This window comes from Dyella amyloliquefaciens (assembly GCF_004296575.1).
In the GTDB taxonomy this organism is placed as follows: Bacteria; Pseudomonadota; Gammaproteobacteria; order Xanthomonadales; family Rhodanobacteraceae; genus Dyella; species Dyella amyloliquefaciens.
Genome location: NZ_SAYT01000002.1, coordinates 644,579 through 659,514, shown reverse-complemented (window position 1 = coordinate 659,514; position 14,936 = coordinate 644,579). Strand labels below are relative to the sequence as shown.

At 63.5% G+C, this 14,936-nt stretch carries 14 protein-coding genes, 1 other RNA gene and 1 riboswitch; of the genes, 2 read left to right on the top strand and 13 right to left on the bottom strand.

The features are described from left to right. Positions 1-137 precede the first annotated feature (137 nt). Positions 138-215: non-coding RNA, sX9 sRNA (locus EPB08_RS21380), on the bottom strand. Between the two features lie 85 nt (positions 216-300). Beyond that, a riboswitch (glycine riboswitch) is annotated at positions 301-385 on the bottom strand. A 119-nt stretch (positions 386-504) separates the two neighbouring features. On the opposite strand from EPB08_RS21380, the gene EPB08_RS07495 reads away from it, so the two are divergent. Together EPB08_RS07495 and EPB08_RS07490 are read left to right on the top strand one after the other, a co-directional pair. Beyond that, positions 505-921 carry a VOC family protein gene (locus tag EPB08_RS07495; protein ID WP_130618430.1) on the top strand — a complete coding sequence of 139 codons (417 nt, stop codon included), beginning with the start codon at positions 505-507 and terminating at the stop codon, positions 919-921. 211 nt (positions 922-1,132) lie between these two features. Continuing rightward, positions 1,133-1,426 carry a GYD domain-containing protein gene (locus tag EPB08_RS07490; protein ID WP_130618429.1) on the top strand — a complete coding sequence of 98 codons (294 nt, stop codon included), beginning with the start codon at positions 1,133-1,135 and terminating at the stop codon, positions 1,424-1,426. A 53-nt stretch (positions 1,427-1,479) separates the two neighbouring features. Here EPB08_RS07490 and EPB08_RS07485 read toward each other — a convergent pair whose 3' ends face one another. From EPB08_RS07485 to EPB08_RS07430, 12 genes are all read right to left on the bottom strand, one after another. Next, positions 1,480-2,079, bottom strand: coding sequence for a cytochrome c3 family protein (locus EPB08_RS07485; RefSeq protein WP_130618428.1), 600 nt, complete (start codon positions 2,077-2,079; stop codon positions 1,480-1,482). Positions 2,080-2,081: 2 nt separating this feature from the next. Further along, positions 2,082-2,660 carry a nitrate reductase cytochrome c-type subunit gene (locus tag EPB08_RS07480; RefSeq protein WP_130618427.1) on the bottom strand — a complete coding sequence of 193 codons (579 nt, stop codon included), beginning with the start codon at positions 2,658-2,660 and terminating at the stop codon, positions 2,082-2,084. Positions 2,661-2,672: 12 nt separating this feature from the next. Continuing rightward, positions 2,673-5,174: a periplasmic nitrate reductase subunit alpha gene (gene napA, locus EPB08_RS07475; protein WP_205746300.1), complete on the bottom strand. Its 2,502-nt coding sequence runs from the start codon at positions 5,172-5,174 to the stop codon at positions 2,673-2,675. Beyond that, positions 5,171-5,467 carry a chaperone NapD gene (locus EPB08_RS07470; protein ID WP_130618426.1) on the bottom strand — a complete coding sequence of 99 codons (297 nt, stop codon included), beginning with the start codon at positions 5,465-5,467 and terminating at the stop codon, positions 5,171-5,173. The genes napA and EPB08_RS07470 overlap by 4 nt, the downstream gene beginning before the upstream one ends. Before the next feature lie 44 nt (positions 5,468-5,511). Continuing rightward, complete coding sequence (gene napE / locus EPB08_RS07465; protein ID WP_130618425.1) at positions 5,512-5,673, bottom strand: periplasmic nitrate reductase, NapE protein; 162 nt, start codon at positions 5,671-5,673, stop codon at positions 5,512-5,514. A 489-nt stretch (positions 5,674-6,162) separates the two neighbouring features. Then, positions 6,163-6,384 (bottom strand): formate dehydrogenase subunit delta, encoded by a 222-nt coding sequence (locus EPB08_RS07460; RefSeq protein ID WP_130618424.1) that lies wholly within the window; start codon positions 6,382-6,384, stop codon positions 6,163-6,165. Then, positions 6,381-7,190, bottom strand: a complete 810-nt coding sequence (fdhD, locus tag EPB08_RS07455; protein WP_229238245.1) for a formate dehydrogenase accessory sulfurtransferase FdhD — start codon at positions 7,188-7,190, stop codon at positions 6,381-6,383. Before fdhD ends, EPB08_RS07460 begins: the two co-directional genes overlap by 4 nt. A gap of 35 nt (positions 7,191-7,225) precedes the next feature. Next, positions 7,226-10,108, bottom strand: a complete 2,883-nt coding sequence (gene fdhF, locus EPB08_RS07450; RefSeq protein ID WP_130618422.1) for a formate dehydrogenase subunit alpha — start codon at positions 10,106-10,108, stop codon at positions 7,226-7,228. 14 nt (positions 10,109-10,122) lie between these two features. After that, the gene (locus EPB08_RS07445; RefSeq protein WP_130618421.1) at positions 10,123-11,682 is read right to left on the bottom strand and encodes a formate dehydrogenase beta subunit; all 1,560 of its coding nucleotides are present in this window, start codon (positions 11,680-11,682) and stop codon (positions 10,123-10,125) included. Beyond that, positions 11,679-12,179, bottom strand: coding sequence for a formate dehydrogenase subunit gamma (locus tag EPB08_RS07440; RefSeq protein ID WP_130618420.1), 501 nt, complete (start codon positions 12,177-12,179; stop codon positions 11,679-11,681). The genes EPB08_RS07445 and EPB08_RS07440 overlap by 4 nt, the downstream gene beginning before the upstream one ends. A 22-nt stretch (positions 12,180-12,201) precedes the next feature. After that, positions 12,202-13,851: an OFA family MFS transporter gene (locus EPB08_RS07435; protein WP_425598247.1), complete on the bottom strand. Its 1,650-nt coding sequence runs from the start codon at positions 13,849-13,851 to the stop codon at positions 12,202-12,204. 388 nt (positions 13,852-14,239) lie between these two features. Then, entirely contained in the window at positions 14,240-14,908 is a 669-nt protein-coding gene (locus EPB08_RS07430) for a response regulator (RefSeq protein WP_130618419.1), read from the bottom strand. Positions 14,909-14,936 lie beyond the last annotated feature (28 nt).

Below are 14,936 nucleotides of genomic sequence, written 5' to 3'. Positions count from 1 at the left end.
GGCTTCCGGGATGGCAATAGAGGAGCGGGACCAATGACGGCCGGACGTGCAAGCCGCACGTGAAGCGCCCCTCTGTCCTTTTGCCTGAGAGTTTGGAAGCTTGCGCTTCGTGCCCCTTCGGCGCCGGATTTCAGAGTCGCTAACAAAACGTAGCGAGCGTTCTCGAGGTGGGTGTGGGCGGCACGCAGGAACCGGAAAGTACTTAAGGTGTACATGAGGATTCCGAGCACCGACCGCGCCCGCCTCGGGGACGCGCAGTAGTTTTGTTAGCGACTCTTGACCGGTCTCTCCAGAGTGTTGGTACGAGTGATGGTATGGGGCCTGAGCGATTACGGGCTTTTGCGCCTTCGGCAGCGGTTCGCACCGCTTCTCCCACCACACGCTAAACCACGATTATAAGGTGCCCGGACCCGCTTTGCCTCCCTCCGGAGCCTCGGCTTCAGTCGCGGTGCGGCTCGAGTCTCACCCCGCGTAAGATGGTCGCCCCCAGCCCCGGTAAGCGCCATGACCCCTCCCTTCCAATTAACCCGGATCGATCATGTGGTGCTGCGCGTGGGCGACCTGCCAGCCATGCAGCGCTTCTATTGCGATGTGCTCGGTTGCCGCGAGGAACGCAGGCAGGACGAGATCGGCCTGGTCCAGCTGCGCGCCGGCGACTCGCTGATCGATCTGGTGGTGCTGGACAGCAAGCTCGGCCGGCTGGGTGGCGCGGGACCGGGGGCGGAAGGGCACAACATGGATCATCTGTGCCTGCAGGTAGAGAACTACGACGAAGCGACCATCGTGTCCCACCTCAAGGCCCATGGCGTGCGGGTGGGCGAGATCGGTTCCCGCTACGGCGCCAAGGGCGAAGGCCCGTCGATCTACCTGTATGACCCTCAGGGCAACATGATCGAGCTGAAGGGGCCGCCTCACGCGTGATCGCCGCTTTCGACCTGCCGGCGTCGTCTTCACGCGGCGGCGGAGAAGGCGCCCTTATAGTCCCCTCCCGTTGGTCCCGGTTGCGCGACTGCCGCGTCACCGGGGGTGCCCCGTCCCTGGCAAGCCGCAGACCGGCGCCACGGGACAAGCGCTGTGCCTGTGCCGCCCATCGCGTTCCTTTCTCACGTTGGATCCAGACAGGAGAACCAGCATGGCGACATATATCTCGCTCACGCACCTGACCGATCAGGGCATGCGGGCGATCAAGGACACCACCAAACGGGCGGACGCCGTGAAAGGCGTCGCGGCGAAATTCGGCGCCACCGTCCAGGGCATCTATTGGACGCTTGGGCAATACGACCTGGTGACCATCATCGATGCCCCCGATGAGCAGTCCGCAACGGCGTTCGGCCTGACCATCGCGGCGGCCGGGAATACCCGATCCGAAACCATGCGCGCGTTCTCCGCTGAAGAGATGCAAAGCGTGCTGGGCAAGATGGGCTAGGTTGTCCCCGGGACGGACCAAACCCGCCTTGGGTTTGGTCCTCTCACCAACGCTCAGCCCTGCGGCACTCCCGCCATGTCAGGCAGATGATGGGCGATGCCCTTGTGACAATCGATGCAGGTCTTTTCACCTGAGCCCAGCCAGCGCTTGTGGATTTCCGCCGCGCGGCTCGATTGCCGCGTGAGATCCATCGAGGCGTAGTTGTGGCAGTTGCGGCATTCCAGCGAGTCGTTGGCTTTTAATCGCGCCCATTCGTGCTCGGCCAGTTCCAGGCGGTGGTCGAGGAATTTTTCGCGGGTGTCGATCGTGCCGAAGATCTTGCCCCATACCTCCTTGGAGGCCTGCATCTTGCGCGCGATCTTGTCCGTCCAGTTGTGCGGCACATGGCAGTCGGGGCAGGTGGCGCGTACGCCCGAGCGGTTGCTGTAGTGGATGGTGGACTTCAGTTCCTGGAACACGTTGTCGTGCATCTCGTGACAACCGGTGCAGAACGCTTCCGTGTTGGTCGCTTCCAATGCGGTATTGAACGCGCCCCAGAACAGCAGGCCGGCGACGAATCCTCCCAGCGTGAGGAAGCCCAGGCTGTAGTGCACGCTGGGTCGGCGCATGGTCCGCCAGAAGGCGATAGCCCACGACTTGATCCGTGTCCACATGGTCAGTTCGCCTTATGCTCGGGCTGTTCGGACAGGATGGTGTCGATATCCTTGAAGTTGTTGGCGACCAAAGGCTTGGCATCTGTTTGCACCACGTGACACTGGTTGCAGAAGTAGCGTCGCGGGGAGATGGTCGCCAGGAACTGGTCGTCGCGATCCATGTAGTGGGTCACGCTGACAGGGGGCGCCTGGAACTTGTCCGCATTGGCGCGTGCATGGCACAGCAGGCAGCGGTTGGAGTTCTTGTCGACCTGGTAGTTGTCGATGGAGTGCGGGATGGTCGGCGGCTGCATGGGGTAGGCGCGATTGCGTTTGATATCGGCGTTTTCCACATGGGCCAGCGACGGTACCGCGCCTTCCTGATTGACCGGGATACCGCGCCTCATGGCATCGATCTGGTTGCCCTGTGGCGCTTCCTCCGCGGCGGGTTTGGCGCCGGGTGACGGCAGGTTGGCAGAGGTGGCCGCCGTCGCGGTTACCGGCGGCGGGGTGTTGGCTGCTTTCCTGCCCGCCATGAAGGCCACGGCGGCCACGACGATCAGTACCAGCAGGCCAATGGCGATGAGAGGTTTGTCGCGCATATCGATGTCCCCTTAGACAGCCACGACCTTGACCGCACACTTCTTGTAGTCGGTCTGCTTGGATATGGGATCGGTCGCGTCGAGCGTGACCTTGTTGATCAGTTGGCCTGCGTCAAACCACGGCACGAACACCACGCCGGTCGGCATGCGGTTGCGTCCGCGCGTCTCGATGCGCGAACGCATGTCGCCACGACGCGATATCACGCGTACCTCGTCGCCACGCTTGAAGCCGCGCGCTTTCGCGTCGTCGGGGTTCATGAACACCACGGCCTCGGGGAACGCGCGATAAAGCTCGGGCACGCGCATCGTCATCGAGCCGGAATGCCAGTGCTCCAGCACGCGGCCGGTGACCAGCCAGAGATCGAATTCCTTGTCCGGGCTTTCGGCGGGCGGCTCGTAGGGCAATGCCCAGATCACGGCGCGACCGTCCTTGTTGCCGTAGAACTGGAAGCCGGTACCGGCCTTGACGTAAGGATCCGTGCCTTCGCGATAGCGCCACAGCGTTTCATGGCCATCGACTACAGGCCAGCGCAGGCCGCGCGCCTGGTGATAGGCGTCGAACGGCGCCAGGTCGTGGCCGTGGCCGCGGCCGAACTCGGCATACTCCTCGAACAGGCCCTTCTGCACATAGAAGCCGAAGGCCGCCGATTCGTCGTTGTCGTAGCCGGCCTCGATTTCCGAGGTGGGAAATTTGTCGACCTTGCCGTTCTTGAACAGCACCTCGAACAAGGTCTTGCCCTTGTATTGCGGGTTCGCGGCCAGCAGGTCCGCCGGCCAGCATTCGTCGGTGGTGAAGCGCTTGGAAAATTCCATCAGCTGCCACAGGTCCGACTTCGCTTCGCCGGGCGCCTTCACCAGCTGGTGCCAGAACTGCGTGCGTCGTTCGGCATTGCCGTAGGCGCCTTCCTTCTCGACCCACATCGCGGCGGGAAGGATGAGATCGGCGGACTGGGCGGTGACGGTGGGGTAGGCATCCGATACCACGATGAAGTTGCGCGGATCGCGATAGCCCGGATACGTCTCCTGCATCAGGTTCGCACCGGCCTGCATGTTGTTGTTCACCTGCACCCAGTAGGCGTTGAGCACGCCGTCACGCAGCTTGCGGTTCTGCTCCACCGCGTGGAAGCCGGGCTTGGGCTGGATGATGCCGTGCGGAATGTTCCAGATTTCCTCGGCGTGTTTGCGGTGCTCGGGGTTGGCCACCAGCATGTCGGCCGGCAGGCGATGGCTGAAGGTGCCCACCTCGCGCGCGGTACCGCAGGCGGAGGGCTGTCCGGTCAGCGAGAAGGGGCTGTTGCCCGGCATGGAGATCTTGCCGGTCAGCAGATGCAGGTTGTAGACCATGTTGTTGGCCCACACGCCGCGCGTGTGCTGGTTGAAGCCCATGGTCCAGAAGGAGACGACCTTGGTATTGGGGTCGGCATACAGCTCGGCGAGCTGTTCCAGCCAGCCCTTTTCGACGCCGGTCATCTCGACCGCTTTTTCCAGCGTGTACGGCGCCACGAAGGCGGCGAACTGCTCGAAGTCGATCGGGTCGCTGGCAGTCGGATCCTTCGCGTTCTTCGCCTTCATCTCCAGCGGGTTGTCGGGACGCAGGCCATAGCCGATGTCGGTGACGCCGCGCTTGAACGTGGTGTGCTGGTTGACGAAATCCTTGTTGACCTTGCCGTTTTTGATGATGTAGTTGGCGATGTAGTTGAGGATCACCAGGTCGGTCTGCGGCGTGAAGATGATCGGGATATCCGCCAACTCGAAGCTGCGATGCTCGAAGGTGGAAAGCACCGCCACTTTCACGTGGGGATTGGACAGGCGGCGGTCCGTGACGCGCGTCCACAGGATGGGATGCATCTCGGCCATGTTCGAGCCCCAAAGCACGAATGCGTCGGTGGCCTCGATGTCGTCATAGCAACCCATCGGCTCATCCATGCCGAACGTACGCATGAACCCCATCACGGCCGATGCCATGCAGTGACGCGCGTTGGGGTCGAGGTTGTTGCTGCGGAAGCCTGCCTTGAACAGCTTGTTCGCGGCATAGCCTTCCCAGATGGTCCATTGTCCGGAGCCGAACATGCCGACCGAGCCGGGGCCCTTGTCCTTGAGCACACGCTTGAATTGCGCGGCCATCACGTCGAAAGCTTCGTCCCAGGATACGGGCGTGAACTCGCCGTCCTTGGCATAGGCACCGTCTTTCTTGCGCAGCAGTGGCTGCGTCAGGCGGTCGTTGCCGTACATGATCTTGGAGAGGAAATACCCCTTCACGCAATTGAGGCCGCGGTTCACCTCGGCATGGACGTCGCCATGGGTGGCCACCACGCGACCGTCCTTGACGGCCACGTTGACGCCGCAGCCCGTGCCGCAGAAGCGGCAGGGCGCCTTGCTCCATTTGAGCTGGGTGAGGTCGCCTTCGAGCAATACGTTGGTGGCGCTTGCCGGGAGCGCGAGGCCGGCGACATTCGCAGCAATCGCGACGGCCGTATTGCGTATGAACTCGCGTCGCGTCATGGTCGGTGTCATACGTCGGCTCCCTGATGCGATTTCATGGTCATGGCGGGCTTGTCGAGTTCGTCGGCAGACTCGACATGGTGGTAGACCAGCGACACGTTGATGACGCCCGGAAGCAGGGTCAGTGCATCGATGTGATCGACGATGGCGCGCTGATTGTCCGTCTCGCACAACAGCACGCAGCGGCTATCGCCTTCGGCGGCGATGTCCAGGGCGTCATGCGCCGCGGTGAATTCGCGCACTATCGCCGCGCTTTCCGGACGGTGCAGAACGACCAGGCTTGATATGTGCTGTTCGCCTTTCATGGCTTCCCCTCTTGCAGATAAGCCGTTGCTCGCACGCCATCGCGTCAGTGGCCCGGTGGGCCGCTGACGAACATTTGCCAGAACCAGACGATGAACCCGTAGGTGGCGACGAACATCACAGCCACTACGGGAAAAAGGACAACGGCGAGCAGGAGGAACGTGTTCCTCTCCTGGCGTTTCAGACCCGCTTTCGGTGGTGTTTCCATGCACACCTCACGAGTAAGAAGCTCTCACACGGATCATGCGAGATCGGTACGCGTCTATGGCGAGAACCTGCATGAAGCGGATCGCACGAATGGAGACTAGTGTACGCAGCGAGCTGACTTTTGCAGTGAAAGCAGTGTGAATTCGCGCGACTTGGTATGACGATGATGAGCCGAGCGCGTCGGACGAAGTTCGAACCACATCCACGCATTCAGACACGCGAGTGCTGCGTGGAACCGCGTCGCGAGTAAGGGAGTCGCCGCGATCCGCGTGGCGAGCGCGCACCAATCCGCGCGGCAGCGCTTTTCCAGATGGAGTTGCTGGACGACCGTGCCGAGTGCACGTGCATGGATCGAGGGCAGGGCGAGTCGTTGGGAGGTGCGGTACCTAACGGTGTTCGCTAACGGCCGACAGATGCCTGGGGCAGCCGGTTCCGCAGTGTAGTGTCCAGCATGAAGGTTGTGCGCGGCCTTGGCTCGGGAGAGCTGGCGTTACGCCGGCGGTGCTTCCAGTTCGGCGATGGCTTCCCTGGCCAACGGCATCAGCCCTTCACCGCCTTGCGCGAGATGAGCCTTGATCTGCCGCCGCATCGCGGGATCCCAGTAGCGTTTCAGGTGATCGCGCACGCTCATCACGGCGGCAGCGTGATCAGGCTCCGTGGTGAAGTAGGTCGCGATGTCGTTGGCCATGGTGACCAGTCGCTCGATTCTCATGGCGTCTCTTGCTTCGCCGGCGGTTGCAGGCGATCCGGGTGAGTGTAGACGTTGTGGCTGCCCGGCCGGGTGAAGCCCACCAGGGTGATGCCCGCGCTGCGCGCCAGTTCGATCGCCAGTGCGGTAGGAGCCGAGATGGCCGCCAGTATCGTGATGCCGGCACTGGTGGCCTTGGTCACCATTTCGTAGCTGGCCCGGCTGGTCACGAGTGCCATGCCGTCGTTGGGATCAAAGCCACCGCGACGCATGGCGCCGATCAGCTTGTCCAGCGCGTTGTGGCGGCCGACGTCTTCGCGCACCAGCAGCACGCTGCCCGAACAGTCCGCCCAGGCGGCAGCATGGACCGCGCCGGTGGCGGCATTCATCGGCTGGCGGGATTGCAGCTGGCGCTGGGCTTCTTCCAGCGCCTCCCGCGTAATGGCCTGACCCGTGCCGACCGGATGGTCGTGACGGATCACGTTTTCAAGGTCGCGCATGCCGCAAATGCCGCAGCCGCTGCGGCCCGGCAGCAGGCGTTCGCGCTCCTTGCCGATGCGTGCTCCCGATGCATTGTCGGTGACCCGCATGGCCAGTTCGATGCCTTCGATGAGCGCGTGGTTTTCCAGCTGGAGCAGTTGCGAGGGATCGTTGATGAGGCCTTCGCTGAGCGAAAAGCCCAGCGCGAAATCGTCGAGGTCGTGCGGAGTGGCCATCATCACGGCGAAGGTCACCCCGTTGTAGACCATCGCAACGGGCACTTCCTCGGCGACGAAGTCGCTCTCGTGCGTGGACGCACCGTCGCGCCAGCGATCGACCGGCCGGGTCACGTATCCCTTCGCGCGTTCCTCTTGCTCGGGCGTGGTCAAGCGGGCTTCACCGATGGGGCGAGCAGGCCTTCCTGCGTCTCGCTAAAGGCGCGGTAGCGCCGCTGCCATTCGGACGGCTGGGTGACGCGGGTGACCTGTACGGCCGTTACCTTGTATTCGGGGCAGTTGGTCGCCCAGTCCGAGTTGTCGGTGGTGATGACGTTGGCGCCGGAGCCGGGGAAGTGGAACGTGGTGTAGACCACGCCCGGCTGCATGCGTTCGGAAATCAGCGCGCGCAGTACGGTCTCGCCCGAACGGCTGGTAATGCCAACCCAGTCGTCGTTGGCGATGCCGCGTTCTTCGGCGTCGTGCGGATGGATCTCCAGGCGGTCTTCGTCGTGCCACATCACGTTGGCGGTTCGCCGTGTCTGCGCGCCCACGTTGTACTGGCTGAGGATGCGGCCCGTGGTGAGGATCAGCGGATGTTCGGCGTTGACCTTCTCGGTGGTCGGCACGTACTCGGTCAGCATGAAACGCCCCTTGCCGCGGACGAACTCGTCCACGTGCATCACTGGCGTACCAAGGGGATGCTCTTCGTTGCACGGCCACTGGACGGAACCCAACTCGTCGAGCTTGGCGAAGCTGATGCCCTGAAACGTCGGGGTGAGGCGGGCGATCTCGTCCATGATCTCCGAAGCATGCGTGTAGTGCATCGGATAGCCCATCGCCTGGGCCAGCAGCTGGGTAACCTCCCAGTCCGCATAGCCGCCCTTGGGCTCCATCACCTTGCGTACGCGCGAGACGCGCCGCTCCGCGTTGGTGAAGGTGCCGTCCTTCTCCAGGAAGGAGCTGCCCGGCAGGAAGACGTGCGCGAACTTGGCCGTTTCGTTGAGGAACAGATCCTGCACCACGATGCACTCCATCGAGGTGAGCGCCGCGGTAACGTGCTGGGTATCCGGATCGGACTGGGCGATGTCCTCGCCTTCGATGTAAAGACCCTTGAAGCTGCCGTCCAGCGCGGCTTCGAACATGTTGGGGATGCGCAGTCCCGGCTCGGCCAGCAGCGTCACGCCCCAGGCTTCCTCGAAGCTGTGGCGTACCGCGTCGTCGCTCACGTGGCGATAGGCGGTGAACTCATGGGGGAACGAACCCATGTCGCACGAACCCTGCACATTGTTCTGACCGCGCAACGGGTTGACGCCCACGCCTTCGCGACCGATGTTGCCGGTGGCCATGGCGAGATTGGCGATGCCCATCACCGCCGTGGAGCCCTGGGCGTGTTCGGTGACGCCGAGTCCGTAATAGATCGCGGCATTGCCGCCGGTGGCGTACAGCCGGGCTGCGCCACGCACCTGGTCCGCGGGTACGCCGGTCACTTCCGCCATTGCCTCGGGGCTGTATTTGTCCTGTGCCACGAACGCACGCCACTTGGCGAAGGCTTCGGGCTCGCAGCGATTGGCCACGAAGGCCTCGGCCACCAGTCCCTCGGTCACGATCACATGGGCCAGGCTGTTGAGCATGGCGACATTGGTGCCGGGGCGGATCTTGAGATGGAACTTCGCTTCAACATGCGGCGTGCGCACCAGATCGATGCGGCGCGGATCGATCACGATCAATTTGGCGCCCTGGCGCAGCCGCCGCTTCATCTGCGAACCGAATACCGGGTGTGCGTCGGTGGGGTTCGCGCCGATCACCAGCACCACGTCGGTCGATTCGATCGAGTCGAAATCCTGGGTGCCGGCCGATTCGCCGATGGTGGACTTGAGCCCGTAGCCGGTGGGCGAATGGCAGACGCGCGCGCAGGTATCCACGTTGTTGTTGCCGAAGCCCGCGCGTACCAGCTTCTGTACGAGGTAGGTTTCCTCGTTGGTGCAGCGCGAAGAGGTGATGCCGCCAACGGCTTGTTTGCCGTAGGTCGACTGCAGGCGCTTGAACTCGCTGGCGACGTGGGCAATGGCCTGCTTCCAGCTCACCACTTGCCACGGGTCGGAGATCTTCGAGCGGATCATCGGCGTAGTGATGCGGTCCGGATGCGACGCGTAACCGATGGCGAAGCGCCCCTTCACGCAGGAATGGCCATGGTTCGCATGGCCGTCCTTGTTGGGGACCATGCGCACGATGTCCTGTCCCTTCATCTCCGCGCGGAAGCTGCAGCCCACGCCGCAGTAGGCACAGGTGGTGACCACGCTGTGCTCGGCCTGGCCCTTGTCGATCAGCGACTTTTCCGACAGCGTGGCGGTGGGGCAGGCCTGCACGCAGGCGCCGCAGGAGACGCACTCGGAATCAAGGAAGCGATTGTCCTGGCTGGCCGCTACCTTCGAGTCGAAGCCGCGATTCTGGATGGTCAGCGCAAAGGTGCCTTGCACTTCCTCGCATGCGCGCACGCAGCGCGAACAGACGATGCACTTGGAAGGATCAAAGGCAAAGTAGGGATTGGATTCGTCCTTGGCCACGAACAAGGGGTTGGCCGAACCGTCCTGCTGTTTCGCATGAACATGGTTGGCGCCGTCATAGCCATAGCGAACCTCGCGCAAGCCGACTACGCCGGCCATGTCCTGCAGTTCGCAGTGGCCGTTGGCGGGGCAGGTGAGGCAGTCGAGCGGGTGGTCGGAGATGTACAGCTCCATCACCCCGCGGCGTATCTCCGCCAGCTTCGGCGTCTGCGTGCTCACCTTCATGCCGTCGGTGACGGGCGTGGTGCACGAAGCGGGATAACCCTTGCGCCCCTCGATCTCTACCAGGCACAACCGGCAGGAACCGAACGCTTCCAGCATGTCGGTGGCGCACAGCTTGGGAATGGCGATACCCGCCTGTGCGGCCGCACGCATCACCGAGGTGCCTTCCGGCACGCGGATGCTGCGACCGTCGATGTTCAGCTCGACCAGGGTTTCGGATGGGGACTTGGGCGTGCCGTAGTCGATTTCCACGATGGACAGCATGGCGTTCTACCTCCTCAGGCGCCGGCCTTGTCGGCCGTGCCTGCGAAATCTTCATGGAAATGATCGAGCGCACTGAGCACCGGGAAGGGCGCCATGCCGCCGAGCGCACAAAGCGAGCCGGCGATCATGGTCTGGCACAGGTCGCGCAGCAGCACTTCGTTGCGCTCGCGTTCCTGCGCGCTGCCCTCGACCATGCGGTCGATGACCTCGACGCCGCGCGTGGAGCCGATGCGGCACGGCGTGCATTTGCCGCAGGATTCGATGGCGCAGAATTCCATCGCATAGCGCGCCTGCGCGGCCATGTCGACCGTGTCGTCGAACACCACGATGCCGCCATGGCCGAGCATGCCGCCGATGGCGGCGAATGCTTCGTAGTCGATGGGCGTATCGAGACGGGATGTAGGAATATAGGCACCGAGCGGACCACCGACCTGCACGGCCCTGATCGGGCGACCGCTGGTGGTACCACCGCCATAGTCTTCCACCAGATCGCGCAGGGTGAGGCCGAAGGCATGCTCGACCAGACCTGGCCGTTTGAGGTTGCCTGCCAATTGGATCGGCAGCGTACCGCGCGATTTGCCCACGCCATAGTCGCGGTAATAGCCGGCGCCGCGATCAAGAATGATTGGTACGGAGGCCAAGGTCACCACGTTGTTGATGACCGTGGGTTTGCCGAACAGACCTTCAATCGCAGGCAAGGGCGGCTTGAATCGCACCTGCCCCCGCTTGCCTTCCAGCGATTCCAGCAACGAGGTTTCCTCGCCGCAGATATAAGCGCCGCCGCCCATCCGGACTTCAAGACGGAAGGCCTTGCCGCTGCCGCATACATCGTCGCCCAGATAGCCGGCGGCTTCGGCGGTGGCGATGGCGTGTTCAAGGGCGCGCTGGGCATGCGGGTATTCGACGCGCAGGTAGATGTAGCCCCACGTAGCGCCGACGGCTAGACCGGCGATGGTCATGGCTTCGATCAGCACGAACGGATCGCCTTCCATGATCATGCGGTCGGCGAAGGTGCCCGAGTCGCCCTCGTCTGCGTTGCACACCACGTATTTCTGCGTGGCCGGTGCATCGAGGCAGGTCTTCCACTTGATGCCTGCAGGGAAGGCGGCGCCGCCGCGTCCCCGCAAGCCGGAATCGAGCACGGTTTGCACGATCTCTTCGCCAGCTATGTGCAGTGCGGCGGCGAGGCCGCGGTAGCCACCGTGCGCGCGATAGTCGTCCAGGCTGCGGGGGTCGACCACGCCCACCCGTTCGAAAGTGAGGCGCTGCTGGTTTTTCAGGTAGTCGATATTTTCGGTAGGACCGTGTGCGAGCGCGTGCTCGCCACCGTGCAGGAAATCCGCATCGAACAAGGCGGGCACATCCTCGGCCAATACCGGGCCATAGGCGAGGCGGCCCGCTGGGGAATCGACCTCCACCAGAGGCTCGAGCCAATACATCCCGCGTGAGCCGTTGCGCACCAGGCGTACCTCGACGCCGCGGCGGGAGGCTTCCGCCGCGATGGCGGTTGCCACGGCCTCCGCACCCAGCGAAAGAGCGCCGGCGTCACATGGCACGTACACCGTAATGCTCATGTCGCCTCCGCCTCGAGCCAGGCGTCGAAACGAGCAGGGGTCATGCGACCCTTGAGCTCGCCATCCACCATCATCGCCGGCGAGCACGCGCAGTTGCCGAGGCAATAGACCGGCTCCAGCGTATAGGCGCCATCGGCCGTGGTCTGATGAAAGTCTATGTCCAGGCGTTGCTTGATATGTTGCTCGAGCGTGACGGCGCCCATGGCCTGGCAGGATTCCGCACGGCACAGGTGGATCACGTGCTGCCCTGCGGGCCGCTGCCGAAAGTAGTGGTAGAAACTGATCACGCCGTGCACATCGGCGCGCGAGAGATTCATCTCGCGCGCGATGAGGGGTACGGCCTCTTCAGGTACATAACCCAGCGCGTCCTGCACCCCATGCAGGATGGGGAGCAGGGCGCCCGGCGTGCCTTTCAATCGCGCGGTCACTCCGAGCACAACCACACGGATGTGCTCGGGAATGGCCGGCAGTACGGCGATATCTATCGCTCGCTTCATGTTCCCACCATCGTGGATCTCTTCAGAACAAGGCGGCAGCCTTGGTGATAGCTATCCATACACCGATCAGGAAGGGAATGCCAACCGCCGCCCAGGCAACGACGCCCACCAGGCCGAAGCCGCCACGTGCCGCCGTCTGGGCGTTGGTGGAGAGGGTCGCCGCCTCGTGTTGCAGCGATCGCTCGTGGTCCAGTTCTTCATCGGTCATCTGCGCACTTTCCTTCACCGGCCGCACGAGCAGGTTGCAGACCATGCCGACCAGCAGGAGAACGGCGAGGATGTAGAGCGTGCGGTCATAGACCAGGTTCTTGGCCACACCCGCATTGAGTTGCGCCTCGCGGACCGCGGCGATCAGGAATGGACCCACGATGCCCGCCACCGACCATGCCGTCAGCAGGCGCCCGTGGATCGCACCCACCATCTGCGTGCCGAAGATATCCGAGAGATACGCCGGCACCGTGGAGAAGCCGCCGCCGTACATGGACAGGATGATGCACACCGCGATCACGAAGGCACCGGCCAGGCCCATGTGGCCCAGCGTTGGCAGCGAGCAGTACAACGCGATGCCGAGCGCGAAGAAGATGAAGTAGGTGGTCTTGCGACCGATGAAGTCCGAGGTCGAGGCCCAGAAGATGCGGCCCAGGCTGTTGAACAGGCTGATCAGGCCAACCAACCCTGCCGCCGATGCCGCGATCGCAGCTTTTTGCGCTGTACTCAGCTCGACCGCACTGTCCAGGCCGAGCAGCTTGCCACCGAACACATCCTGGAACATCGGGCTCGCCATCGACAGCACGCCGATGCCTGCCGTGACGTTTACGCACAGCACCGTCCAGATCAACCAGAACTGGGGTGTCTTCCAGGCCTCGCGCAGATGCACGTGCCGATGGGTGATGAGTTTGTTCGACGACTCGGACGGTGGCGTCCAGCCCAGCGGTCGCCAACCGGAAGGCGGCACGCGGAAACCGAAGGCGCCCGCGGACATCGCGACGAAATACAGCAGACCCATGCAGACCAGGGTGGAGGCCACACCAGGCACGCCATTCGTGGTGAATTTCTGCATCAGCGCCACGGCGATGGGGGCACCGATCATGGCGCCGCCGCCGTAGCCCATGATCGCAAAGCCGGTCGCCAGGCCTCGTCGGTCAGGGAACCACTTGATGAGTGTCGAAACGGGCGATATGTAGCCGAGTCCCTGGCCTATGCCTCCCAGTACACCTGCCCCCAGGTAGACGAGCCATAGCTGATGCATCGCTACGCCGATGCCGCCGATGACCAGGCCGCCGCCCCAGCAAAGTGCCGCAATGAAACCCGCCTTGCGAGGACCGGCGTGTTCCAGCCAGGCGCCCCAGATCGCGGCGGAGATGCCGAGCATGGCGATGAAGGTTTCGAAGATGTGGTTGACCGCTGGCACCGTCCAGTTGCAGCCGGTGCTGAACAGCTGCGCGAGAAAGCCCAGCTTTGCGCAGGCGGCCGGATCGGCCTCCGTCACCAGCTTGGTCATCGGCAGCCAGAACACGGAGAACCCGTAGGCCATGCCGATGCTCAGATGGATGGCCAATGCCGCGGGCGGTACCAGCCATCGGTTGAAGCGTGGACCGGCAATGGTGCGTTCCCTGGCAAGTACTCCCGGCGTTGCTCCATTCGCCGTCTTAAGGACATCCGCTCCCGGCACGCTGACCATAAGCATCCCCCGCGTTGTCGCCAGGCCAGGGGGCCTGGCTCCCCGCGCGATCTTCAAGCGGTCGCCTCAGTCGATGCCACCCGACTTAAGTCGAATATGGGGGCGTGAGGTGTACGTGGCGATGGACGAGCTCGTTCCTTTGTTGCGTCGCGGCGAGTCCGTGCCCGCATTGGCAAGCACTTGGCGGCAAAAGGATTGTGGTTGCGTATGCCCCGCCCGGCGATGCCTCGCGCCGACCCACGAGACCGCACTTGCAGCAGACATTCCGCAAGGCAGCACATCTACCGTGCTACGCATCTCTGCCCGGGGTGCCCGTCGAGATCCGCGAGCAGCCGGTTCCCTGAAACACCTTCGGAAGGGGACGGTTAGGAATCCCGACTCAAGTCGGGTCTTCGTCATGCAGGCCGCGTTCAACCGCATAGACGGCCATTTGTACGCGGCTGTTGAGGTTGAGCTTCTTCAGGATGTTCTGCACGTGAGCCTTGACCGTACTTTCGGCCACGTTGAGGCAACGAGCGATTTCCTTGTTGCTCTCACCGCGTGCAACACCGCGAACTATCACGTGCTCGCGCGCGGTGAGCCGATCTGCCGCGCCGGCAGGTTGGGGCGCGGGAGCAGGCCTGGCGGCGGAGCGAAGCTGGGCCACAAGCTTGGCGGTCATGTCGTCGGCGATGACCGAGGCGCCCGTGGCCGCCTTGCGGATGCCGGTGACCAAGGTTTCCGTTTCGATGTTCTTCACCAGGTATCCGCTCGCCCCCGTGCGCAGGGCCGTGACGAGCTCTTCGGCGTCTTCCGATACGGTGAGGATCACCACGGCGGCGTCGGGCACGTCCTGGATCAACAGCTGCAGGGTTTCGATGCCGGACAAACCTGGCATGTTCAGGTCCAGCAGGATCACGTCGGGCCGGTGCCGTTTGGCTCGCTTGATGCCCTCCAGTCCGTCCGCAGCTTCGTCCACGACATCGATGTCCGCCTGCCGTTCGAGCAGGAGCCGAATGCCGGAGCGGAACAGGGCGTGGTCATCGATCAGGAGTACGCGAATGGGCATGGGAAAGTCCGTCTATCGGTGGATTGGG